General features: G+C 69.9%; 17 protein-coding genes. 5 read left to right on the top strand and 12 right to left on the bottom strand.

The window, feature by feature from the left end:
* Nucleotides 1-3: 3 nt before the first annotated feature.
* The 7 genes from QC180_RS25660 to QC180_RS25630 all read right to left on the bottom strand — a co-directional run bounded on the left by QC180_RS25660 (nucleotide 4) and on the right by QC180_RS25630 (nucleotide 6802).
* Entirely contained in the window at nucleotides 4-483 is a 480-nt protein-coding gene (locus QC180_RS25660; protein ID WP_278265380.1) for an amidase family protein, read from the bottom strand.
* Nucleotides 484-540: 57 nt separating this feature from the next.
* On the bottom strand, nucleotides 541-1389 hold the full coding sequence (locus QC180_RS25655) for a PucR family transcriptional regulator (protein WP_278265379.1): 849 nt from the start codon (nucleotides 1387-1389) through the stop codon (nucleotides 541-543).
* A 198-nt stretch (nucleotides 1390-1587) separates the two neighbouring features.
* Nucleotides 1588-1890 (bottom strand): hypothetical protein, encoded by a 303-nt coding sequence (locus tag QC180_RS25650; RefSeq protein ID WP_278265378.1) that lies wholly within the window; start codon nucleotides 1888-1890, stop codon nucleotides 1588-1590.
* Between the two features lie 29 nt (nucleotides 1891-1919).
* The gene (locus QC180_RS25645) at nucleotides 1920-2564 is read right to left on the bottom strand and encodes a TetR/AcrR family transcriptional regulator (protein ID WP_278265377.1); all 645 of its coding nucleotides are present in this window, start codon (nucleotides 2562-2564) and stop codon (nucleotides 1920-1922) included.
* A gap of 9 nt (nucleotides 2565-2573) precedes the next feature.
* Nucleotides 2574-4334 carry an ABC transporter ATP-binding protein gene (locus QC180_RS25640; protein ID WP_278265376.1) on the bottom strand — a complete coding sequence of 587 codons (1761 nt, stop codon included), beginning with the start codon at nucleotides 4332-4334 and terminating at the stop codon, nucleotides 2574-2576.
* Complete coding sequence (locus tag QC180_RS25635) at nucleotides 4331-6196, bottom strand: ABC transporter ATP-binding protein (protein ID WP_474646533.1); 1866 nt, start codon at nucleotides 6194-6196, stop codon at nucleotides 4331-4333. The genes QC180_RS25640 and QC180_RS25635 overlap by 4 nt, the downstream gene beginning before the upstream one ends.
* 132 nt (nucleotides 6197-6328) lie before the next feature.
* Nucleotides 6329-6802: a hypothetical protein gene (locus tag QC180_RS25630; RefSeq protein ID WP_278265375.1), complete on the bottom strand. Its 474-nt coding sequence runs from the start codon at nucleotides 6800-6802 to the stop codon at nucleotides 6329-6331.
* 89 nt (nucleotides 6803-6891) lie between these two features.
* Here QC180_RS25630 and QC180_RS25625 point away from each other — a divergent pair, with 89 nt between their 5' ends.
* Nucleotides 6892-7533 carry a TetR/AcrR family transcriptional regulator gene (locus tag QC180_RS25625; RefSeq protein ID WP_278265374.1) on the top strand — a complete coding sequence of 214 codons (642 nt, stop codon included), beginning with the start codon at nucleotides 6892-6894 and terminating at the stop codon, nucleotides 7531-7533.
* Here QC180_RS25625 and QC180_RS25620 read toward each other — a convergent pair.
* Nucleotides 7521-7817, bottom strand: a complete 297-nt coding sequence (locus QC180_RS25620; RefSeq protein WP_278265373.1) for a hypothetical protein — start codon at nucleotides 7815-7817, stop codon at nucleotides 7521-7523. The two genes, QC180_RS25625 and QC180_RS25620, sit on opposite strands and share 13 nt — an antisense overlap.
* A 268-nt stretch (nucleotides 7818-8085) precedes the next feature.
* Between QC180_RS25620 and QC180_RS25615 the strand changes: the two genes are divergently transcribed.
* Nucleotides 8086-9309 (top strand): DoxX family protein, encoded by a 1224-nt coding sequence (locus QC180_RS25615; protein ID WP_278265372.1) that lies wholly within the window; start codon nucleotides 8086-8088, stop codon nucleotides 9307-9309.
* Nucleotides 9310-9324: 15 nt separating this feature from the next.
* Here QC180_RS25615 and QC180_RS25610 read toward each other — a convergent pair whose 3' ends face one another.
* The 3 genes from QC180_RS25610 to QC180_RS25600 are packed head-to-tail and all read right to left on the bottom strand — an operon-like array spanning nucleotide 9325 to nucleotide 17850.
* Nucleotides 9325-10023 carry a DUF3108 domain-containing protein gene (locus tag QC180_RS25610; protein WP_278265371.1) on the bottom strand — a complete coding sequence of 233 codons (699 nt, stop codon included), beginning with the start codon at nucleotides 10021-10023 and terminating at the stop codon, nucleotides 9325-9327.
* Nucleotides 10020-11435 carry a condensation domain-containing protein gene (locus tag QC180_RS25605; RefSeq protein ID WP_278265370.1) on the bottom strand — a complete coding sequence of 472 codons (1416 nt, stop codon included), beginning with the start codon at nucleotides 11433-11435 and terminating at the stop codon, nucleotides 10020-10022. The genes QC180_RS25610 and QC180_RS25605 overlap by 4 nt, the downstream gene beginning before the upstream one ends.
* A 25-nt stretch (nucleotides 11436-11460) precedes the next feature.
* Nucleotides 11461-17850, bottom strand: coding sequence for a type I polyketide synthase (locus QC180_RS25600; protein ID WP_278265369.1), 6390 nt, complete (start codon nucleotides 17848-17850; stop codon nucleotides 11461-11463).
* A 340-nt stretch (nucleotides 17851-18190) separates the two neighbouring features.
* Here QC180_RS25600 and QC180_RS25595 point away from each other — a divergent pair, with 340 nt between their 5' ends.
* The 3 genes from QC180_RS25595 (at nucleotide 18191) to QC180_RS25585 (ending at nucleotide 22559) form a co-directional block, all read left to right on the top strand.
* The gene (locus QC180_RS25595; protein WP_278265368.1) at nucleotides 18191-20419 is read left to right on the top strand and encodes an MMPL family transporter; all 2229 of its coding nucleotides are present in this window, start codon (nucleotides 18191-18193) and stop codon (nucleotides 20417-20419) included.
* A 164-nt stretch (nucleotides 20420-20583) separates the two neighbouring features.
* On the top strand, nucleotides 20584-21849 hold the full coding sequence (locus tag QC180_RS25590; protein ID WP_278265367.1) for a PucR family transcriptional regulator: 1266 nt from the start codon (nucleotides 20584-20586) through the stop codon (nucleotides 21847-21849).
* 113 nt (nucleotides 21850-21962) lie between these two features.
* On the top strand, nucleotides 21963-22559 hold the full coding sequence (locus tag QC180_RS25585) for an Rv1733c family protein (RefSeq protein WP_278265366.1): 597 nt from the start codon (nucleotides 21963-21965) through the stop codon (nucleotides 22557-22559).
* A 42-nt stretch (nucleotides 22560-22601) separates the two neighbouring features.
* Here QC180_RS25585 and QC180_RS25580 read toward each other — a convergent pair whose 3' ends face one another.
* The gene (locus QC180_RS25580) at nucleotides 22602-23579 is read right to left on the bottom strand and encodes an Acg family FMN-binding oxidoreductase (protein ID WP_278265365.1); all 978 of its coding nucleotides are present in this window, start codon (nucleotides 23577-23579) and stop codon (nucleotides 22602-22604) included.
* Nucleotides 23580-23593: the final 14 nt, after the last annotated feature.

The following is a 23593-nucleotide window of genomic DNA, read 5'->3' as shown; positions in this document are numbered from 1 at the left end:
AGGTCAGCGGGTCGGGGCCGATCCGCCGGAGGATCCGCCCGAGGCGCGGCCGGAATCCCACGGGTTGGTGGTGGTTCCGTACATCTCGTTGAAGCTCTGCAGATCCTGCAGTCCCGGTGGCACATTGGTCTTGCCGAGGATCACCGCGCCCGCCGCCTTCACCCGCGCCACCTGCACCGCGTCCTCGGCCGGATGGAAGTCCCGGTATTGCGGCATACCCCAGGTCGTGGGCAGCCCGGCCACGTCATAGGACTCCTTGACGGTGATCGGAACACCCAGCAGCGGCCGATCCTCTCCCCGCGACACGTCGGCTTGCCGCGCCGCCGCCCGCGCCCGCGCGAAATCGGGCACCCAGATCGCGTTGATCACGCTGTCGTCCCGTTCGATCGCCGCGATCGCCGCCTCGGTCGATTCCAGCGAGGACACCTCACCGGCTCGCAATGCCAGCATGAGTTCTCGGGCCGACCGCAGATTCCATTCCATGTTTCCGACGCCAACGACACTCGGGAAAAGCCATGAAATCCCTTTTCCCGCAATGGTTCAGGCGCGGATCTCCGCGTGCGCGACGAGACGTGGGCCCGCACGATAGATCCTGCCCTCGGAGCATCCGCGCACCGGCCGCCATCCGCGCACGGCCTCGTCCGGGTGCAGGTAGTCGTGCACGATGAGTGCCGCGTGCAGCTGCCACATCGTCGCGCTGTCGAGGATGTCGAGCGCGGTCAGTTCCGCGATCCGCTTGAGCCGGTGGTCCACGGTGTTGGGGTGGATGTAGAGCGTGCGCGCGGTGACGCCGCGGTGCAGGCCGGACCGCAGGTGGGTACGCAGAGTGATGAGCAGGTCCGGCTGCGCGGCGACGGGGGCGATCACGGTCGCCAGCCGGTCGCGTCCGGGCCCCGGGCGGGTGAGTTGGTGTTCCAGGGCGAAATCCGTGAAGGGATACAGGCCGGGCGTCCCGTAGACGGTGTTCACCACCTCGAGCAGTTCGTGGGCCTGCCGTCGGGCGGTCGCGATGTCACGCCGCGACGCCGCCAGGGACACCACACTGAGCGCGGATTCCGCGACGACACCGTCGATCTCGCCCAACACCTCGGTGTCCGGGACCAGGATCGTCCCGCCCCGGCCACCCAATACCGCGGGCACCGGTCGGCGACACGACGCGGTGATCCACCGATGCAGGTCACTCGGCGACACCGGCCCGAGCTCATCCGACACAGCGGACACAGCCAGGACGACCGACCGCTCCGGCACCGTCAGCCCGTGCCGGTGGCTGACCTCGGCGACCCCGCGATCGGCGAACATCGCCCGCGCCAGTTCGGCGGGGCCGGATCGATCACGGTGATACCCGACGGTCTCGACGCCCAGGGGGCCCACATACTCGATGGCAGTCATTCGCGGTGCTTTCCGTAGAGCCACCGCCGATCGAACGACCTCCGTCGCTTCCGCCGGAGCACTCTGGTGCACGTACCAGGCGAAACGGTGACCTGCACCAGTGTGCGTGACACTGTGTAACACTGTCACTGCACGCAGCCACAGCCTTCCGCCACACTGTGTTGTCGCCCGCGCCAAGAACCTTCGGCGGCGGGGAGGTCAGCTCGACTGGCCGCTGTAGACGGCGAGGTTGATCAGCATGGCGGTCATCAGCGCGAGCAGACCCAGGAGGCCGCCCACCACCGCGTCGGCGCGGTTGGTCGCGATACCGCGGTCGACGCGGTCGACGCGGTCGTAGCCGATGTAGGCGGTGATCAGCGCGGCGACGGCGCAGGGGATCGCGACGAACTCACCGGTGAACGGGATGAACGACAGGGCGAGGCCCAGGATGCCCAGGACCAGTGCGGCCAGCCCGACACTGTTGCGCGGCGGGGGCGGGTATATCCCGGAGTCGGGTGGCACGATCGCGAGCATAGCGCCGGGAGCGGGTATCAGATCTCCGGCCAGTCGTGCTCGAGCGCGGAGATGATGAAGCGCACCTTGACGTCGGTCGCGCCGCGGTCGATCCACGATTCCCGCGGCTGCATGACAGAGGTGTTGTCGCCCAACGCTTCCCGGACGCGTTGCAGACCGCTGACACCGGCGGGGTCGACGGTGCGCATGGACTGCACCCCGAGGTGGCAGGCGAACACGGTGTCGCCGAGGAAGTCCAGCGCGAACATGGCCTGGGCCGGGGTGATGCCCTGGGCGGTCAGGTTCGCCGCGTACGCCTCGAGGATGTGGGCGATGCGGGTGAAGGCGGGGGCGAAGGAGTAGACCACGCGGGTGAGGCCGGGGTTCTCCTCGCACACCCGCCAGCATTCGTCGGACCACAGCCGCAGGGTGTCGCGCCAGTCTGCGCCGGGTTCGGGGTAGCGGATGGTGGCGGCGATGACGTCCAGGCAGCCGACGACGATGTCGTCGCGGGAGCCGAACAGCCGGTAGATCGCGGTGGTGACGACGCCGATCCGGTCGGCGACGGCGGCGAGGGTGAACTTGTCGATGCCCTCGTCCATCGCCGCCCGGATCACGTCCTGCTCGGTGAAGGCGGGCTTGCGACCCACCTTCTTGCCCGTCGCCCGTCCCGCACCGCTCATGCGGACAGGCTAATGGTTCGTCAGGCGCCACCCTCGCGTGCTGTGCAGGTGCCGCCAGAACCGCGCGTAGGTGCCGTCGGCGGCGAGCAGTTCCTCGTGGGTGCCGTGGGCCGCCACGGTGCCGTCGGTGTCGAACTGGATGATGTGGTCGGCCCGGGCGATGGTGTCGAGCCGGTGCGCGATCACGATGACCGTGGCCTGTTCCCGCAATTTCTCGACCGCCGCGACGACGTGCGCCTCGTTCTCCACGTCGAGGGCCGAGGTCGCCTCGTCGAGCAGGACGATGGGCGCGCGTTTGAGCAGCGCTCTGGCGATGGCCACCCGCTGACGTTCACCGCCCGACAGTGCCCGACCACCCTCCCCGACCCTGGTCTCCCAGCCGTCGGGCAGGCGTTCGGCGATCTCGGTGACCCCGGCGAGATCGGCCGCCTCGCGCACCTCCCGCGCGCTCGCGTCCGCGCGCCCGACCGCCACATTGGCAACCAGGGTGTCGTCGAAGAGGTAGACGTCCTGGAAGACCATCGACAGCTGACCCATCAGCTGCTCGGTGGTCTGCGCGGTGACCGGGGTGCCGCCCACCGAGACCGTGCCCGCCTCGATGTCGTAGAACCGGCTGATCACCCGCGCGACAGTGGTCTTCCCACTGCCGGACGGGCCGACCAGCGCGGTCATCGATCCGGCGGGCACTGACAGCGACACCTCGCGCAGGGCGGGTGCGGCGTCGGGGGCGTAGCGGAAGGTGACCCCCTCGAGCGTCACGCTGCCGGGCGCGGGGAGCACGGCGGGCGCGGCCGGTTCGGGCAGTGGTTCGGCGGTGAGCACCTCGTCGAGGGCGTCGAGCAGTTGGCGCCGGGATTCCAATGCCACCGCGTTCTCGGTGATCGAGGACAACGTGGAGGAGAACCGCAGGGTCAGGCCGATGAAGGCCAGCGCCGGGATCGCCTGCAGCGTGCCCGCGACGGCCAGCGACCCGGCCGCGCTGATCAGGGCGACGACCACGCCCTGGGTGACCATCCCGCCGAGCAGCAGACCCGCCGACTCGAACCACAGCCCACGCGTCTTGGTGCGGTAGGCGCGATCCAGGTCCGCCGACAGCGGCGCGAAATCCGCACTACGACCGCAGGACCGCAGCGCGCCCTGGCACTGCGCGTATTCGACGATCCGGTCGGCCAGGGCGATCTCGGCCGGTTCGTGGATCGTTCGGCCGCGACGCATGAGCCCCGTCGACACCAGCGTGATCACCACGAACACCGGCACCGCCACGGTGAGGATCACCCCGAGCAGCGGGTTCCAGAGCCAGGCCGCGACGATGATCACCGTCGCCGAGGTGACGCGGGCGACCAGCGGCCCGAACATGTGCGCGAAGATCTCGCCCGCCGACATCAGTTCCGTCGACACCATGCGCGAGAGCCGTCCCGCCACCGGCCGGGAGAACCAGCCCAGGGGCTGCTTGGCGACCTGGTCGCCCACCAGCCGATGGATGCTGACCAGGAAGTCGAGGGCGACGGCGTAGTTCTTGCCGCTCTGCAGGTAGTTCACCGCGAAGCTGGCCACGGCCAACCCGGCGAGCACCCACAGCCAGCCGCCCAGGTCGAGACCCCAGACCGGGCCGTCCTCGGCCAAGGCGCTGATGGTGGGCAGCAGCGCGGCCAGCGCCAGACCTTCGACGAGTCCGGCCAGCACGCTGACGGCCAGGGTGACGCGGATCTTCTCCGGACGCGACACCATGCGGCCCATCCGGGGCCCGATGTCGAGCAGGGGCAGGGTCATCGCCGGTCTCCTTCTGGCGTGGTGGTGGCGCGTGCGGCGCCGCTGGAGCGCCACAGCTGGGCGTAGCCGGGTTCGGCGAGCAGTTCGTCGTGGGTGCCGGTCGCGACGACGCGGCCGGAGTCGATGAGGATGATCTGGTCGACGCCGGTGATCACCTCGGGACGGTGCGCGATGAGCAGCACGGTCCGGCCGCGCGCCAGCGCCGAGAGGGCCTGCTGGATCTCGTGCTGGGATTCCGGATCGGTCAGCGCGGTGGCCTCGTCGAGGATCAGGACCGGCGCGTCGACGAGCAGGGCCCGCGCGATGGACACGCGCTGGGCCTGTCCGCCCGACAGCGCGGTGTCCTTGCCGTAGACGGTGTCGAATCCGCGGGGCAGCGCGTCGATCTCGTCGAGGATCTGGGCCGCGGCGGCGGCCGCGCGGATCTCGTCCTCGGTGGCGTCCGGGCGACCGAGGGCGATGTTGTCGCGCAGGCTGATCCGCAGCAATTGCGGGTCCTGCAGCACGAATCCCACCCGCGAGTACAGGTCCGCGATCCGCGAGACCGGGACTCCGCCGATCCGCACGGTGCCCGAGCGCGGGTCGTCGAAGCGGGCCAGCAGGGTGGCGATGGTGGACTTGCCCGAACCCGAGGGACCGACCAGCGCGGTGACGGTCCCCTCCCGCAGCGTGAAGCTCACGTCCTCGATCGCGAGACCGGAATCCGCCGCGGCCCCATAGGAATAGCTCACGTGATCGAAGACCACTTCGTGGCCCTGCGGCTGTTCGCGCTCATCCTCGTCGGCCAGCACCGGCGTGTCGAGCAACTCGACCAGCCGCAGGGCCGCGCCGCCCGCGAGTTGCTGGGCCCACATCGAGTTCATCAGCACTTCCAGCGCGTACGGGATCAGCAGCGCGATCAGGGCCGTGGCCAGCACGTCGGCGGCTGTGACCGCCCCGTTGTGGACCAGCACGGACCCGACGCCGATATTGATCAGCAGCACCAATGGCACCGCCAGGAACGAGGTGCCCAGCGCGGAGACGCGGATGAGCGGTCGCACCCAGTCCAGGTAGAAGGCGTAGAACTCGTCGGCGGCGTCCTGGTAGCTGCGGTGCGCGCGGCCGACGCGGCCGAATGCCTTCACCACCGCGATCCCCGTGACGAATTCGACCATCCTGGCCGACACGCTCGACAGCCGCTGATCCATCTCCACCGTCTTGGCGCCCATGCCGATCATCGGCAGCATCATCGCGCCGACATAGAACGGCAGTGTCGCGATCGTCAACAGGCCCAGCCGCCAGTCGATGACGAAGGCGTAGACCATCAACGCGAGCGGCATCACCACCGCGTTGGTGCCGTCGACGGGTTTGTGCGCGATGAGCTGGTGGACGGTGCCGATCTCGTCCTGCAGCGCTTTGCGCACCCGCCCGGAGTTGGTGGAGGTGAACCAGCCCAGGGGAATTCGCGCGAAGCGCTCGACCATGCGCAGCTGGACCAGGTGGCCGAAGCGCGCGTCGGCCAGGTGCGTGAGGAACAGGGCGACGAAGTAGATCACCAGGCGGAGCAGGAACGCGCCGAGCAGGATGCGCAGCCAGCGGTCCACCGCACCGCCGTCGACCGGCACGCCCGCGGCGTGCGCGTTCAGCAGCACCTCCCCGATCCGCACCAGGGCGATATAGGGCACCACCGCGACGACGCCCGAGACCACGGCGAGGAGCCTGCCGACGGTCAGCGTGGTCGACACCGGTTTCAACAGGGCGCGCAGCGCGCGGGCGCCCGCCTTCTGCTGTTGCTTCATGTCGCGGGTCGTCCGCGGTGCGCCGGTGTCCTCGGCGTCTTCCGGGGGTGCCGGACTGTCCGCCGACGAAATCACTGTGGTCATGGCCGCTCCTGGATCGGACGCAAGTTAGGTTTGCCATACTTAATAATGAATGGAGTTCACATTAAGGGAGCACAGCAGCGTCCGCAAGAGCTCGCGACTCGAAAACCCGTGCCGCAGGGCCTTTCGGGTGGGTCAACTTCCGTAGGCGGTGCCCTCGGGCAGCAGGTGACGGCGCACCAGGTGGCGCCAGCGCCGTTGGCGATACCGGAAGATGCCGGTCGCGACGACCGCGACGAGTGCGGTGGCGGGGCCCGCGTCGATCTCGATGGTGTCGGTGTAGTGGCAGGTGTGGTCGGTGCGGGCTTCCACGTGCAGCGTGTGGTTCCAGGACCGCAGCGCGCCGCCGTGTTCGTGGGTGCGGATGGTGCCACTGGCTTCGTCGACGTCGAGCACCTCGATGGTGTGCCGGTAGAGCGGCAGGACGTGGAAGGCCCACAGCCAGGCCGTCCCGTGTTCCCCGGCACGCAGCGGTTCGACCCGGCCCGCGAGCATCGGGATGCCGAATAGGCCCCGGCACACATGGAGGAAGGTCGCCGGGGCGAGCATGGCGCGCCAGACCCGGTCGGCGCTTGTCGGTAGTTCGGTTCCTATGCAGACTGTGCGCATCTACCCTCGTCTCCCGCGGTGTGGACCTCCCCTGAATCCTGGGCGCGGCGAGGGCCGATGACTACTCGCATTCGACAGCGGAGACGACCATGGCACCCACGGACCGGTTCAAGCCACGTAAACAGCCCAAACAGCGGCGCGCGGCCGAGACCCGGGAGTGGATCCTGACCGCGGCTGCTCAGGTTTTCGCCGAACACGGCTACGGGGCGGGCACGACCAATCGCATCGCCGAGCGCGCCGGAGTCTCCATCGGTTCGCTGTACCAGTACTTCCCGAACAAGGACGCCATCCTGCGCGCCCTCATGGACGGACACATCGACGCGGGCACCCGCCTCCTGGGCGAACGCCTCGCCGATGGACTCCCGGACTCACTCGACGACATCCTGCGCCTGTTCGTCCGCGCCACCATCGACAACCACCGCGACAACCCCCGCCTGCACCGCGTCCTGTTCGAGGAGGCCCCCCGCTCCCCCGCCCTGCTCGAGCGCCTGCACGACACCGAGCAGTTCGCCGTCGCCCTGGTCACCCACCTGCTGACCGACCACCCCGAGGTCACCGTCCCCGACCCCCACCTCTCGGCCCGCATCGTGGTAGCCACCGTGGAATCCCTCGTCCACCGCCTCATCGCCACCACCACCCCGGCCCGACCCGACCAGCTCGAAGACGAGATGGTCGTCCTGCTCGGCACTTACCTCCGGTGCCCCACCCGCGACCCCGGTCAGTGCCCGTGACGATGGCGGTGCCGGTACCGGTGCTGGTTCCGCTCGTGCTCACTGTCGGTGCATTCAGCGTCCTCGGTCTCGGCGCCACTCGGGCACAGCCGCTGCGGCTCGTCGTCCTCGGCCTGCGCGACCGCGGCACCCGGCGGCATCGCGGGGGCGGGTGACACTTCGGCAACCATCGAGAAAACCGCGGCGGACAACGCCACCACACCGACGAGCGCGGCCAGACGAACACGTGATCCGGGAGTTCGGGACATGCGGATCTCCTCCGTGTAGAAGTGATCGAACGGCATACCGCCTTCACATCCTGCCGTCGGCTACAGTACCGCAACCAAGATCGACAACTGTGCTCCGAGACACCTTCGAGGTGAAACGATGATGCCCCGCACGAGCAGCAGGCCGATGCCGCCCCTGTGCGAGTCGACGGCAGATCTGGACCCGCCCGCGACGCTCCCGCCCGGCCCACCGACAGGCCGAGGCACCGAAACGCCCGCCCGCCCCGTCGCGGATCCGCCGACATCCTGGAATCCGTTCACCCGCCTCGCATTCCGGTTCTGTTTCTTGTACTTCGGACTGTATTGCCTGCTGTACCCACAGTTGGTCACCGATCTCGCGGGGTGGCTCGCTCCCGACTGGCCTTCGACGTGGCAGCTGCACCTGCTGCAGCCGTTCCTCGAGGGGGTGGGACAGCGGGTGTTCGGCAGCGCCGAGGTTCCGGTGGTGACGACCGGCGGCCGGGATCACCTCATCGTGTGGCTGCTGCTGTTCTGCGTGCTGGTGGTCGCCGTCGTGGGGACCGTGGTGTGGACGCTGCTGGACCGGCGGCGGGAATACCGACGGTTGGCGGGCTGGTTCTTCGTGTTCATTCGGCTGTGCGTCGCGGGATCGCTGATGAACTACGGGCTGGCCAAACTGATTCCGACCCAGATGCCCGCGCCGCCGTTGAGCGCGTTGCTCACGCCGTACGGGGACCTCACCCCGTTGGACGTGCTCTGGTATCAGGTCGGCGTCTCACCGCCCTATCAGATGCTGCTCGGCGCCGCCGAGGTGCTGGCCGCGATCCTGTTGTTCGTTCCCAGGACCAGGACGGCCGGTGCGCTCCTGGCGGCGGTCGACATGTCCCTGGTTCTCGTGCTCGACCTGTGTTTCGGCGTGCACGTGCGGACTCTGTCCGGGCATCTGCTACTGATGTCGCTGCTCCTGCTGGCACCGGAGGCCCGGCGGCTGGTGGCCGTGCTGTTCCTCGACCGGCCGGTCGGCGCGTCGACCGCTCCGTACCCGTTCCACACCCGGCGATCCCGACGCATCGCCGCCGCTGCGCAGATCCTGCTGGGGATCTGGATGGCGACGGCGTTCCTGCCGTTGAGCGTCGACTACTGGCGTGAGCAGCATCCGCCGCGATCGCCGGTCTACGGCATCTGGACCGTCACGACATTCGTTCGTGACGGTGTCGATGTCGTGCCGTCGACCACCGACCGGACCCGCTGGCGCAGGCTGGTTTTCGATGAGCCCGACTGGGCCACCTACCAGCGCATGGACGACCGACTCGTCGACGTGCGGGCCACGATCGATGCCGCCACGCACCGCATCGACCTGTACCCGTCGCGTGGGACCCGGCGGGATCCGCTGGCGAGCTTCACCTTCCGGAGCCCGGGTGCCGACCGGCTGACGCTAGACGGCACCATCGATGGTCACGCGGTGACGATGACTCTCGATCGCGTCGACGTGGATCGCCTGCCCTTGCGCGACAACACTTTCCGATGGGTCGATCCAGCCGGGTCGTGAACCAGGCGCGGTCGGTCAGGCCGTCAGTTCCAACACTGCTCTGGGTGAGGACAGGGAGAGTTGGGTGGGGAAGCTCATGCGGATCAGGCGGTGGGGTGGGGTGGTTTCGAAGTGGGCGACGAAGGGTGGGAGGAGGCCGCCGATGATCTTGTCCAGCAGGGAGTTCACCTGGGCGAAGCCCGGGCGCATGCGGACCTGCCAGCAGGGCACGGTGCCCGCGGGGACCTCGATGGTGGTCTCCTTCTCGACCCGCACGAGCAGCGGCCAGTGCACCGAGAAGGCCAGCCAGACGTCCAGGGTCTCCACCGCGCCCGCGGTGAAGTCGAGGCCGCGCAGCAGGGTCAGGCCACCGGCGATGGGCATGAGGTTGAGGGGGAACGGTGCCGGGCCCGCGCCGAGTTGCAGGTGCACGGTGTCGGTGAAGTTGGCTTCCTCGCGCGAGACCATCGCCGAACCCGAGCGGGTCTCGGCCCGGTAGTGCTCGGCGAGCAGGCGTCCGCCCGCGCGGCTGAACCGCTGCTCGATGCTCATCGTGAGGTCGGGGACGGTGGGGCGGCCGCTGTCCAGGCGCGCGTCGAGGGTGGTGCGGTAGCCGCCGCGTTCACGCGCGACGACATGGACCAGTTCGACATCCTGGGCTTTCCCCTCCACTCCCACGGTGTAGGTGGATTTCTCGCCGTCGGGGATGAACGGGTCGCGAAACACGGGGATCACTGCGGTTCCTGCTCTCGGCTCGGGTCACCGGACGCGGCGATGGTGTGGAACATCGAGCGCAGCGCCGCGAGATAGCGGCCCACCGAGTCGTGGGCGATCTCGGTGTCGGGATAGATGACACTCAGCGTGGTCGCGGTGGGCAGCCGGTTGATCCACATCAGCACCTCCTCGGAGGAGGCCCGGTTGGCATACACGCCCGCGGTGATGTCGTCGAAGAACTCGTGACCGACGAAATCCCTGGCGTCGATGAACGAGATCATCGGCGTCACCCAGCCGGGCTCGACCTGGATCTCGGAGTCGGCGGGCAGCAGTTCCAGCACCCGATGGAAGGAGGTGGGTGCCAACAGCAGCCCGGTCTCATAGGCGCGCTGCGCCATCGCCACCGCGCGCGCCACGGTGGTGCGGTGTCCGAGCGGGAACGCCACCGGCACCAGGGTGACATACCAGCCCACCGACGCGTTCTGGGCGGCGCTGGCCCGTGTGCTGATCGGGGTCATCCCGAAGTAGTAGTCGCCGCCGGTGAGTTCCCGTTCGGCCATGGCCGCCGCCGCGAACACGCCGCCGGTGAATTCCGCGCCCGCCGCGCGGCAGGCTCGTTCGAACCGCTGCCCGTTCGCGGTGTCGAGCAGTTCGATGGTGCGGTGCGCGCTGCGCGTGTAGCCGTCGGCGTGTTTGCCCAGGTCGAGAGGGAAGGCGGGCAGGCGGTTGTCGTTGCCGCCGAGCAGGGCCAGCCAGCGTTTGACGCCCGGCGAGGCGAGGGTGAGTTGGTCGCTGTGGGCCCGCTCGGCGACGCAGTAGTCCAGGTAGCTCGCCGCGGGGGGCAGCGGCGGGGCGCCCCAGGCCCGTGCGGCGTACATCTGGACGAAGTCCGAGGCCGACAGATACTGCCCCAGACCGTCGCTGTGCAGGTGGTCGACCGCGAGGTAGACCGTGGTCGCGTCACCGTGTTCGATGGCACCGAAGGTGAAGCAGTCCCACTGGAACGGGCCGGGGGTCGTCTTCTCCACGTGGCGGCGGATCGCGTCGGGTTCGTCGATCCAGCCGTATTCGCCGGGAACGAACTCCACCGCCTCCTCGGGCACCAGGTGTCTGCGCAACTCGCCGTCCTGGAGGTCGAACCAGGTGCGAAAGGTGTCGTGGCGCAGCAGGAACTCGTTGATGACGGCGGTCATGACCTCGCGGTCGAGGTCGCCGGTGGGAATCCGGGCGGTCACCAGCAGCAGCCCCGAGAAGCGGAAGTCCGCGCCGGAGTGCCGCGCGGCCTGGCGCAGATACTGTTGCTGCTGCAGTGACGGCGGCGCGGGATGCACCGGCGCCCGCGCGGCGGCCCGCACCGAGTCCGCTGACGCGGTCCAGGTGACCAGCCTGCCCGGCGGCGGTGCCCATTCGTCGATCAATCCGAAATCGACCACGTCGACTACCTCGTTTCCTGGGACATCACCGCGACCCGACCAGGGTCCGGTCGTCGGGGGCGGTCTCCGGCAGCGCCGCGCCCGGCTCCGGAAGGGGTGGCGCGACAGTGGGTTCGGCGGCCAGCACCAGTTCGGCGACCTTCGGACCCGCCTGTTCCAGGCTGAACGAGCGCCCCATCTGCAGCGACATCAGGTCGATGCCGAGGGTCTTGGTGACGCGGGCGCCCAGTTCCACCGCCATCAGCGAATCGAGGCCCAGTTCGGGGACGGGGACCGTCATGTCGATCGTCTCGACCGCCACCCCCATCACCACGGCCAGTTCCTCGGCCATCTTGCGGGCGATGAACGGCCCGCGCTTGTTCTCCTCCATGGCGGCCAGTTCCTCACGCAGCTGGGCCAGCTCCGAGGTGTCCTTGGCCGAGGCCTGGGCCAGCGCGATGGTGCGGCCGGTGCGAGCCAACTGGGGGAAGGTGCCGGTGAGCTTGGCCCAGTCGGTCGGGATGATCGCGGCGCGGGTGGCGCCCAGGCGCAGGGTCTGCTCCAGGTAGGCGGTCGCGTCGGCCATGTCGATCGGCCCGAAACCGACGAGATCGAGGTACTTCTCGGCGGTCTCGTCGGCGGCCATGCCGCCGGTGGCGCCGGACAGATGTCCCCAGCCGACGCACAGCGCCCGCTCCCCGGCGCGCGCCCACCGCTCGGCCAGCGCCTCCACGGCGACATTGGCCGCGCAGTAGTTGTACTGACCGTAGATGCCGTACATCGACCCGCCGGAGGAGCACAGCACGAACATGTCCAGGTCGATGCCCGCCGCGGCGACCGCGTCGTGCACGACCAGCGCGCCGTGCACCTTGGGGCGGTACACCCGGTCGAGTTCGTCGAATGCCATTCTGTCGAGCCGATTGTCGGCCACGGCGCCCGCGGTGTGGAACACCCCGCGCAGCGGGTACCCGGCGGTGTGCGCGCGGGCCACCACGGCCGCGACGGCCTCGGCATCGGTGACGTCGGCGAGTTCCTCGACGATCTCCACGCCCATGGTGCGCCACGCCTCGATCTGTCGTCGGGCCTGCGCGGTGGTGGCCCCGCGCCGTCCGAGCAGCACCAGTCGACGCGCGCCGCGCAGCGTGAGCCAGCGGCCGATCGCGAGACCGAAGCCGCCGAAGCCACCGGTGATCAGATAGGTGGCGCTGTCGTCGATGTCGAGGGTGGGCAGGTGGGGGCGGACCGAGGGCACGGGTGCGTCGATGCGCAGGGCGATGCGGGCGGGCCGGGTCGAGCGCAAGGTTTCCTCGAAGGCCCTGCTCACGTCGTCGGTGTCGAACATCTGATACGGCAGCGGCTGATAGGTCCCGTCGGAGACCTTCTCGAACACCCGCTCGAGCAACCTGGCCAGTCGACGCGGATCCACCGCGACCAGCCGGTCGAGATCCATCGAGAAGTAGGACAGATTCTTGTCGAATCCGGCGAGTTCGAGCAGTCCGCCGGTGTAGATGTCGGCCTTGCCGACCTCGACGATGCGCCCGAATTCGGCCGCGGCGTTGAAGTTCTGGCGCAGGATCTCCCCCGGCGCGCTGCTGACGATCACATCCGCGCCGCGACCGTCGGTGAGGGCGAGCACGTCGTCGACGAAGTCGAGCGAACGCGAGTTCACCGCGTGATCGGCGCCCGAGGTCAGCACGTGCGCGCGCCGTTCCGGCGTGCTCGCGGCCCCGATGATGCGGGCGCCGATCGCCTTCGCGACCTGGATCGCCGCCGTGCCGACACCGCCCGCGGCGCCGTGGATCAACACCGTCTCCCCGGGTTCGAGGCGGGCCAGATCGCGCAGCGCGTACTCGGCCGTGCCGAAAGCGATGGTGCTGGTGCAGTATCCGGGATCGGTGCCCGCGGGCAGCACCACCACCAGCTGCCGGTCGACCACCGCGAACCGGCGCATCATCCCCTTCGACGCCACCGCGACCAGATCACCGACCGCGACGTCGTCGACCCCGTCGCCGACCCGCACCACGGTGCCGACCCCCTCCATGCCCGGCACCGTGCCGAAATAGGTGGGGGCGAGCTCGCGTTCGCCGAGCAGGCCGATGATCTTGAGCGGGTCCTTGTAGTTCAGTCCGATCACGTGCATCCGCAGCTCGACCTCGCCGGGCCCGGGTTCCTGGCGCGGGCACTGCCGCCAGGCCAGCTGCGAGAGCAGTCGGGTGCGCGGGATGTCGAGGCCGAAGTCGGCTTCCGGGTCGGTGAGCGGCGCGGCGGTGTCGAGCGCGTCGAGGCGATCGGGCAGCGGCTTGGTCACCACCGGCGCCCAGCGGGTGCCGCCGCGCAGCACGATCTCGTCGCAGTTGTCGTGCGAGAACGCGCCGGGTACCGCGAGTTCGGCGAGCAGGTCCGTGGCCGGGGTGGTGGGTTCGATGTCGACCAGGCGCCAGCGCAGCGAGGTCTGCTCGTTGAGCAGCACGCGACGCGCACCGGCCAGGGCGGCGTGACGCGGGTCGGGGGCGACGGTGGAATCGGGCAGGGTGAAGGCGCGTTCGGTGACCAGGGTGCAGTGCGTCGTGCCGTCACCGAAGACCGACCGCGGGCCCCGATCGTCCTCGTGCGGGTCGGCGTGTTCGGCCACCGCGACCGCGATCCGTTTGAGCGCCCACAGGAACGCCAGATCGTCGGTCACGTCCCCGATCACGACACACACGTGCAACCGCTCGGTGGGTTCGGTCGACGCCGCACGCAACCGGATCCCCAGTCCCTGTTCGAGATTCGGGTCCTCGGGATGGGCGACATAGACCTGCGCGGACGGGATCGCGGCGGCGAGTTCGGTGCTGCGACGGGTGTCCCCCAGTTCGACGATCAGCATCGAGGCGGGCGCGGAGGGCAGTGTCGCCGGGTCGATCGGCGCCCGTTCCTCCATCGTGTCCGCGTAGTAGAAGTCGGCCATCCGGTGCAGCGGGTCGTCGCCGGGCTTGAGCGCGCCGATCTGCAGCCCGCTCAGGCGCACGATCAGATTGCGGTCGGCGTCGAGCAGGTCGACATCGGCGCGCAGCCGGGCGCGCGGGTCCCGCCGCGCCACCACGGTCACCTCCTCGGGGATCTCGGCGAGCAGCCGCACCGCCGACACCCCGACCGGCACCATGACGCCTTCGTTGATGCGCTCGTCGGCGAAGAGCATGGCCGCGCACTGCATGGCCGCGTCGACCACCGCCGGGTGCGCCGGATGGCCGGACGCGGCGGCGATACTCCCGTCGACCGTGGCCACGACGACGTCCTTGCCGACCCGCACCGAGGTCACCCGCCGGAAGCTCGGACCGTACTGCAGACCGGCCGAGGCCAGGCCCGCGTAGAACATCTCGGGGTCGACGTCGACACCCACCTCCACCTCGGGGACCACCCCGCGCCGCTGTTCGTGACTGCCGGTCAGCGTGCGGCCCGAGGCGTGCACCGTCCACGCCGTGCCGGTGGCGCTGCGCGAGCGGATCAGGAACCGACCGCTGGCCTCCTCAACGCTCACCGACACCAGCGGCACGTCGGGCGCGCCCATGATGAGCGGGGCGACGAAGCGGACCTGTTCCAGCGCGACCTGTTTCGATCCGGTCCGCACCGCGGTGGCGCTGAGCGCGGCGTCGAGATAGGCCGCGCCGGGCATGATCTTCACCCCGTTGACGACGTGGTCGGCCAACCACGGCAGCAGCGCCGCCCCGACCTGGAGCAGCCACTGCGACCGACCCTCGAGATCGGGGTCACCGAGCATCGGGTAGCCGTCGGGGGTGCCCAGGCGCGCCTGCTCGAACAGCGGCAGCGGCGCGTGCAGGCGGGTCCGCTGCCAGGGATACCGAGGCAGCGGAACGTGCGCGACGGGGGCACCACCCGCCGGGAACAGGACGGTGCGGTCCAGCACGCCCGCGGCGTGCAGGCCGAGCAGGGTGCGGCGCAGACTCACGTCGTCGGCCCGTTCGCGGTCCAGGGTGGCGACGGTCGTGCCGTTGACATCCGCGTCGAGCAGCGCCTCGCGGATATTGGCCGACAGCACCGGATGCGGACCGACCTCGAGGAACACCCGACTGCCCGCCGCGATGGCGCGCGCGACGGCGTCGAAGAAACGCACGGGCTCACGGACATTCGACCACCAGTACCGCGCGTCCCAGTCGCCCGTGGTGACCTGCTCACCGGTCACCGTCGAGTACACCGGCACGGTGGGTGGTTGCGGATCCAGATCGTCCAGGCACCGGCGCAGTTCGGCTTCGATCGGTGCCATCAACCGGCTGTGATAGGGCACCTCCACGCGCAGTCTGCGCGCGAAAACGCCTTCCTCGGTGACCTGTTCGGCCAGTTCGTCGAGGCGGTCCTCGTCACCGGAGAGGGTGACGGCGCTGGGACTGTTGATCGCGGCGATGTCGACACTGTCGTCGTCACCGAGCAGTTCCAGCGCCTTGTCCCTGGTCAGGCCGACGGCGAGCATGCCGCCGGTGCCCGCGGTGGTGGCCTGCAGGCGGGAGCGGTGATAGGCGACGCGGACCGCCTCGGGCAGCGAGAGCATGCCGCTCACATAGGCCGCCGACACCTCACCGACACTGTGCCCGATGATGGCCGCGGCGGTGATGCCGCGCGCGGCCAGCTCGCGGGCCAGACCCACCTGGACCAGGAAGTTCGCCGGTTGCGCGACTTCGGTACTGGTGACGCGGGATTCGTGCTCGGGGCGGCGCAGTTCCTCGATGATCGACCAGCCCGACAGCGCCCGGAACTCGGCGTCGACGAGTTCGGCGGTGTCGGCGAAGATGCCCCCGGCGTCGAGCAGCTCGCGGCCCATCCGCCAGTGCTGCGGTCCCATGCCCGAGAAGACGAAGACCGGTTCGGCGACGGCCGAGACCACGGTGCGGGCGGCGTCGCGGCCCTCGCCCGCCGCGAAATCGCGCAGTTCGCGCACCACCTCGTCGGTGGAGTCGCCGATCAGGACACCGGTGCGGAACGGGTGATGGGCCCGTCGCGTCCAGGCCGCGGCGGCGAGCCGGTCGAGATCGGCACCGGCGTTGAGCGCGTCGGCGTAGCGACCGGCCAGTTCGCGGGCGGCGCCGGTGCCGCGCGCGGAGACGGGCAGGATGCCGAGGTGGTGGGGTGGCGCCGGATCGGCCGGTGCGGTGGGCCGGTGTTCCCGCAGGATCGCGTGCGCGTTGGTGCCGCCGTAGCCGAATCCGTTGACCGCCACCGCCATCGGGGCGGCGCCGACCGGCAGGACCTGTGCCTCGGTCTGCACGTGGACGCCCAGTTCGTCGAACGGGATGTCGGGGTTGGGGGTGTCGAGCCAGCCCTGTGGGGGCAGCGTCCGGTGCTGGATCGCCAACGCCGCCTTGATGACACTGGCGATCCCGGCGGCGGCTTCGGTGTGCCCGATGGTGGCCTTCACCGAGCCGACCCCGATCGTGCCGCTGCGCCCGGAGCGTGCGCCGAACACCCGGCCGAGGGCCCGCAGTTCGACCGGATCGCCGACGAGGGTGCCGGTGCCGTGCGCCTCGAGGTAGGTGATCTCCTGTGGCGACAGTCCCGACCGGGCGCAGACCGACCGGGCCAGCGCCTCCTGCGAGTCCACATTCGGCACGGTGATCGCGGTGGTCCGGCCGTCCTGGTTGGCGCCGGTCGCCTTGACCACGGCGTAGATCCGGTCGCCGTCGCGAACCGCGTCGTCGAGTCTCTTCAGCGCCACCATGCCCGCGCCCTCCCCGCGACCGTAGCCGTCGGCGGCGGCGTCGAACGACTTGCAGCGGCCGTCGGTGGCCAGGAACCCGCCCTTGCACATCAGGACGAAGGTCTCCGGCTGCAGCATCACGTTCACGCCGCCCGCCAGCGCGACCCGGCAGTCACCGTTGTCGAGCGCCTGGCAGGCCAGGTGGAAGGCCACCAGCGAGGACGAGCACGCGGTGTCGACCGTGATCGCCGGGCCGACGAGGTCGAGCGCGTAGGCGATCCGGTTCGACAGCATCGTGTAGGACGCGCTGGCCGGGGTGTGCATGTCGGTGTGGAACAGCGCCGGTCCCACCACGCCGACGACGGACTGGTCGACCACGAACCCGCCGACGTAGACGCCCACCGGATCGCCCGCCACGCCACCGGCGATCCCCGCGTCGTCGAGGGCCTCCCAGGTGACCTCGAGCAGCAGCCGCTGCTGCGGATCGAGCACGGTGGCCTCCCGCGGGGAGATACCGAAGAAATCCGGATCGAAGGCCCACGGATCGATCGTCATGAACGCGCCGCGTTTGGTGTAACTGCGGCCGGGGGTGCGGGGTTCCGGGTCGTAATAGCGACGGAAATCCCACCGGTCCGCGGGAATGTCGACGACGCCGTCACGTTTGTCGACGACGAAGTCCCAGAACGACTCCGGCGAATCGATTCCGCCCGCAAACCGACATCCGATACCGACGATGGCAATATCCGACACGCACTTCCTCCGGGTTCGAGCTTCGGTGTCCGGCAATTCCTACCGATCTCGGTCAACGTAAGAGCAAGAGTTCCGTCGGTGACCGGATCGGGCCGAGACTGGCAACTCCGATGGGAATTCCGGGAAAGTGTTGTGAGCGCCCCCAGTTCGCTCGACAACGGATTTCGGCGCCCGAAATGGCCGACCACAAACAATGTCTTCCGACATTGTGATCGGCCGCAGTCCTGCCGTTTCCCGGCCGTTCCCGTGGTGGCCGCTCGTATCGTGCGTCGGACTCGTCCTCGGCCCGCGCGGACCGGACACCGGACGGCACGGGCCCGCGCACAGACTGGAGAGAGCCGTGTTCGCCGAGCTGACCCGATGGGCCGATGTGGTGGTCCGACGCCGCTGGACAGTGATCGTCGGGGTGAGCGCCGTGCTGCTCGCACTGAGCGGGTACGGAGTCGGTCTAGGCCCGGAGCTGAGCGCCGAGGGCTGGGACGATCCCGGCTCGGAATCGGTGCGCGCGGCCCAGGTCCGCGACCGCGCCTTCGGCCGCGACCACAGCAGCGACGTGCTGCTGCTGGTCCACGCCCCACCGGGCACCACCATCGACGACCCGGAGTTCGCCGCCACCGTCGTGCGCGGACTCGACGCGCTACCCCAGCGCTTCCCGGACCACATCGCCCGGATCAACGGCGCCTACTGGCCCACCGCTACCGGCGTGACCCTCCCGGAGGTCTTCGGCACCCCCGACCGCGCGCACGCGTTCGCCTCGATCGCCGTCCGCGGCGAGGACACCACCACCCAGTTGCGCAACTATCGCGCGGTCGCGGCCGAACTCACCATTCCCGGCGTCGAGGTCGAGGTCGCCGGGGCGCAACCGGTCGGGGCCGCGCTCACCGACACCATGACCAACGATCAGCGCCGCATGGAACTCATCGCCATTCCGCTGGTGGCGATCCTGCTGTACCTGTTCTTCGGCGGGGTGGTGGCCGCCGCGCTGCCGCTGATCGTCGGCGGGCTGACCGTCGGGGCCGCCTGGGGTCTGTTGCGGCTGCTGACCACCGTCACCGAGGTGAATTCGTTCACCGCGCCGGTGGTCTCGATGATCGGACTCGGTCTCGCCGTCGACTACGGGCTGTTCGTGCTGAGCCGTTTCCGTGACGAACTCGCCGACGGGCACGATGTCGACGAGGCGGTGCGCCGCGCGGTGACCACGGCGGGACGCACCGTGCTGTTCTCGGCGGTCATCGTGGCCGTGGCGGCGGCGGGCATTCTCGTGTTCCCGCAGGGTTTCCTACGTTCGTTCGCCTTCGGTGCCGTCATCACCGTCATCGTGGCCGCGCTGACCTCGATCACCGTGCTGCCCGCGCTGCTCGCCGTGCTCGGTCGCCGGGTGGACCGCCTCGGTGTCCGCTGGTTTCGTGGCAGCGCCGAGCGCGAGCACGCCGGAACGAACCTGTGGGGCCGGGTGGCCGGTGCGGTGATGCGCAGGCCGCTGGCCGTGGCGGGCACGGTCTGTCTGGGTCTGCTGCTGCTCACCACGCCGATCCTGCACCTGGCCTTCGGGTCCATCAACGAGCGGTTCCTGCCCCCGGACGACCCGACCCGCCTGGCCCAGCAGCATTTCGACGAACTGTTCCCGCTGCGCAAGATCAACCCGATCGACCTGGTCGTGATCAGCGTCGACACCCGCGCCGCCGGGACCGTGCTGGCCACCGCCAACCGAGCGCCCGGGATCGCGGCGCCGTTCCCGGAGTTGATGCGCTGGCCGGACCAGCCCACGGTCCTCACCAGTCAGACCGTGCTGTCGGCCTCGGCCGATGTCGACCGCACCGTCGACTACCTGCGGTCGATGCCGTTGCCACCGGGCACGATCGCGCTGGTCGGCGGGCAACCCGCCATCGAGAAGGACAGCATCGACGCGTTGATCACCCGCCTGCCGCTGATGATCGCGTTCGTCTTCCTCACCACCACCGTGCTGTTGACGCTCACCTTCCGATCGGTGGTCCTGGCGTTGAAGGCGGCCGCGCTGAACCTGCTCGGTCTCGGTGCGACCCTCGGCATCCTCACCTGGATCTTCGTCGAGGGACACGGCGCCGCCACCCTGGGCTTCACGCCGCAGCCGATCATGGCCCTGGTGCTGGTGGTGATCGTGTCGGTGATCTACGGGCTGTCCACCGATTACGAGGTGTTCCTGCTCTCGCGGATCGTCGAAGCTCGGGCGGCGGGAGCGTCCACCACGGTGGCGATCCGCGGCGGGGTGGCGCGGACCGGTCGCATCATCACCGCGGCCGCGCTGATCCTGCTGCTGGTCACCGGCTCGTTCGCGCTCTCGGATCTGCTGATGATGAAGTACATCGCCTTCGGCCTGGTCGCGGCCCTGCTCATCGACGCGACAGTGCTGCGCGTGCTGCTGGTTCCGGCGACGATGCGGTTGCTCGGCGAGTGGTGCTGGTGGACCCCGCGTCGCCCGGAACGAAAACTGAGCACTATTCCCAAAAGGCACGTTCCAATTCTCTCGACTGAGCCCCAGAGGAACCATCTGCGCAGCTCAGAGCCTCGACACGCGGTCGACGACACATGATCGAAACAAGAGTAGAAGGTGAGCGGCCGCTCACCCTACAGTCGTGATCACCAACACACCGGAGGCGTCCCCCGCTTCGGCGACGGAGCAGTGCGCGTTGCCTCCGGAGCAGTAACCGCCGATCGAGCCCGTCCGGCCCGCGGCGTGCAAGTAAGGAGTCAACGATGACGATCCAGCTGAACGGCGCGCCGATGTGGCGGCCCCTGCGCGACGTGCACACCCTGACCGGCCAGCTCGTCGATCACTTCCTCGACAATGTCGCCGTGTGCCGCACCCTGCCCGGGGACGCGATCACCGGCGACGTCACCTCCGTCACCCGGATGTGCCTCGAGATCGCGGGCGGCCTGCTCGACGGAGTGGACGTCTCCGGCAAGCTCGACCGGCTCTCGGTCATCGCGCAGGGCTGGGCCCGCGAGGGCGTCCCGGTCGACGCCATCCTGCACGCCTTCCACGAGGGTCTGCGCCTGAGCCTGGAACTCGTGCACGACGCGTCCACCGGGACCGACCCCGACACCCTCGTCGACGGCTTCCGCACCGCCATGCGGATCTCGGACCTGCTGTGTACCACCGTGACCCGCGCCTACGTCCGCGAGCACCGCGATGTCGCCGCCGAACACCACACCGCCGTGCACACTCTGGTCTCGACCCTGCTGGCCGGACGTCCGACCGCAACCGCGGCGCGCGAGTGCGGAATCCATGTCGCCCCGGCGTATTCCGTGCTCGCCGTGTCGCTGCCGCATCATCCCGACGAGCACGACCCGCGCTTCGACGGCGCCGTCGTCGCGCGCCGCAAGCTGCGTCGGGTGCAGACCGCGCTGGCTCAGCACTGCGGTGAACGGGCCCTGTCGATGCTGTCGGTCGACGGCGGAACCCTGCTGATCCCCGCCGATCTCCTGGCCGAGGACGCCCTCGACACCCTGATCGAGAACCTGTCCAGGGCCGCCCGCGTCGACATCTCCGCGGCCGTGGTGCCCGCCGTCACCGCCGAGATCCCCGACGCGGCCCAACGCGCCCACGAGGTGCTCGACATGGTCGAGCGACTCGCCTGCCCACCCGGCCTGTTCCGCTTCGGCGACCTCGCCCTGGAATACCAGCTGACCCGCCCCGGCCCCGGCCGCGCCCGCCTGGGCGAGCTGCTCGTCCCCCTGGAAGCCCACCCCGACCTCTACGAGACGCTGCGAGTGCACCTGGGCAACAACCTCAACCGCCAGCGCACCGCGCGTCTGCTGCACATCCACACCAACACCGTCGACTACCGCCTGCGCCGCGTCGCCCAGCTCACGGGCCTGGACCCGAGCCAGTCGACCGGCCTGTGGCAGCTGCGCTCGGCCATGATCGCCCACAGCTTCCAATCCGGCCAGACCCCACCCCGCACCACCCACCGCCCCCCACCCCACCCGGCGTTGCCCACCATCCCCCGCTCGGCCTGACCCCCGACCGAGGACTTTCCCCTCCCCGGCAATGACTTTCGCCCCTGCCCACCGACCGTGGATACGACGATGCTCGGTAGCGAGCCGTGTTCCGGTGGGAAGAGGTGGCTGCGATGACATCGTCGACGTTTCGGACCGACGCGGTGGTCGTGTGTGTGCGGCGGTGGTGGCGATGCCTGCCGTGCAGCGGCAACCCGCTGATGCGCTGGCCGGACCGTTTGGCGGCCACGGTCCGGCTGCTCGGCGCGCTACTGGTGCTCGCCGCCGTGCCGATCGCCGGGGCACTGGGCACCGCCGCCTACAGTGACGACGCCGCCGCCATCCGCGCCGAACGCGCACAGGCGATCTCGGTCGAGGCGGTGATCCTGGATCGACCCGTGTACACCGTGGGTCATCTCCGGGAGGCGCCGGTGCGGTGGGACGGCACCAACGGCGTGGTCGAGCGGACCGTCCCGGTCTCACGCACCGCCGCGCAGGGCGATCGGATCACGGTCTGGCTCGACAGTTCCGGCGCCGTGACCGACGCGCCCCGCACCCCGGCTGCCGCGGTCCTGAACGGCATCGGTGTGGCGGCGACGGTATCGACGGGTGTCGCACTGTCGATGTGGGGCCTGGTCCTGCTCACCGACCGGGCCGTCCGACATCGCCGCGATGCCGAGTGGGATCGGGAATGGCAGGCGATGGACCGAACGGCCAAGGGCGAGCGGTGAACTCGGTGGATCGCCCGTCGGTGGCGAGGGTGTGGAGTTCGTTCATCGGTCGACCTCGAGAATGCGGTCGATCGGCAGGCGGGGGGTGCGTGGGGGTGGTGGGGTGCGGGCGGTGCCGATGCGGACCAGGACTTGGGGGTGGGGGTGCCCGACCAGGTCGGCCAGTCGCGCTCGCGCGGCGGGGAGTTCCACGACGTGGGAGACGGTGCATGTCGACAGGCCCTGCGCGGTGCACTCGATGAGCACCGCCGACAGCGCGTATCCGCAGTCGAGCAGCTCCGCGGCCGTATCGCCCTCGGTGCACAGCACCACGACCTTCGCGGCGTCCTCGCCGTCGGCCTCGGCGGGTGCGGCGGTTCCGGCGGGGAACTCCCGGCCGACGGGAACCCGGCCGCGCTCGCCCGCCGAGGGTCGGGCGTCGGCGGGCACCCCGGCGTCGCCGTGTTCGGGCCCCGCGCTCCACCACGCCAGCTCGGTGCCGTAGCGCGGATCGTAGCGGCGCAGACGTGCCGTGAGCTGCGAGATCCGGCCCAGCTCGGCGACCGCGTCCTCGTCGAGGGACATCACCTTCGTGCGGGATCGGTCGCCGAGGAAGTCCAGGACCTGCGCCGTGGTGGTCCACTCCGGGGGCGCGTCCATGGGCATCCGGTCGCTGTAGCGGGCGTCGACGGCCCGGCCGAGGACCTGTTCGGCCTCGCCGGGCGGGTGCGGGCGCCGAGGTTCGAGCGTGGCGAGGTGGGCGCGCACGGACGGGTCGGGAAAGCGGGTCAGGTGGGGTTCCCAGCCCGCCGCCGCCCAGGCGAGGTCGGCGTGATGCAGCATCACCCCGCACGCGAGGACACCTTCCCGGTTGAACATGTCGGTCGCGGGCAGCAGCCGGTCGGCGGCCACCAGCAGCGCGGCGGTGGAGCCGTCCCAGCGCCATCGCCACGGCTGACTGTTGTGCAGCGACGGCGCGCGCGCCGCCCGCTCGAACACCGCGCGCACGGTGGAGAGGTCGGGATGTGGCTCGATCGTCATCACTCACACCTCGT

This window comes from Nocardia anocheti, from assembly GCF_029675105.1.
Taxonomy (GTDB): domain Bacteria; phylum Actinomycetota; class Actinomycetes; order Mycobacteriales; family Mycobacteriaceae; genus Nocardia.
Note: the sequence above shows the minus strand (reverse complement) of the source record. Positions and strands in the feature narration are given on the sequence as shown.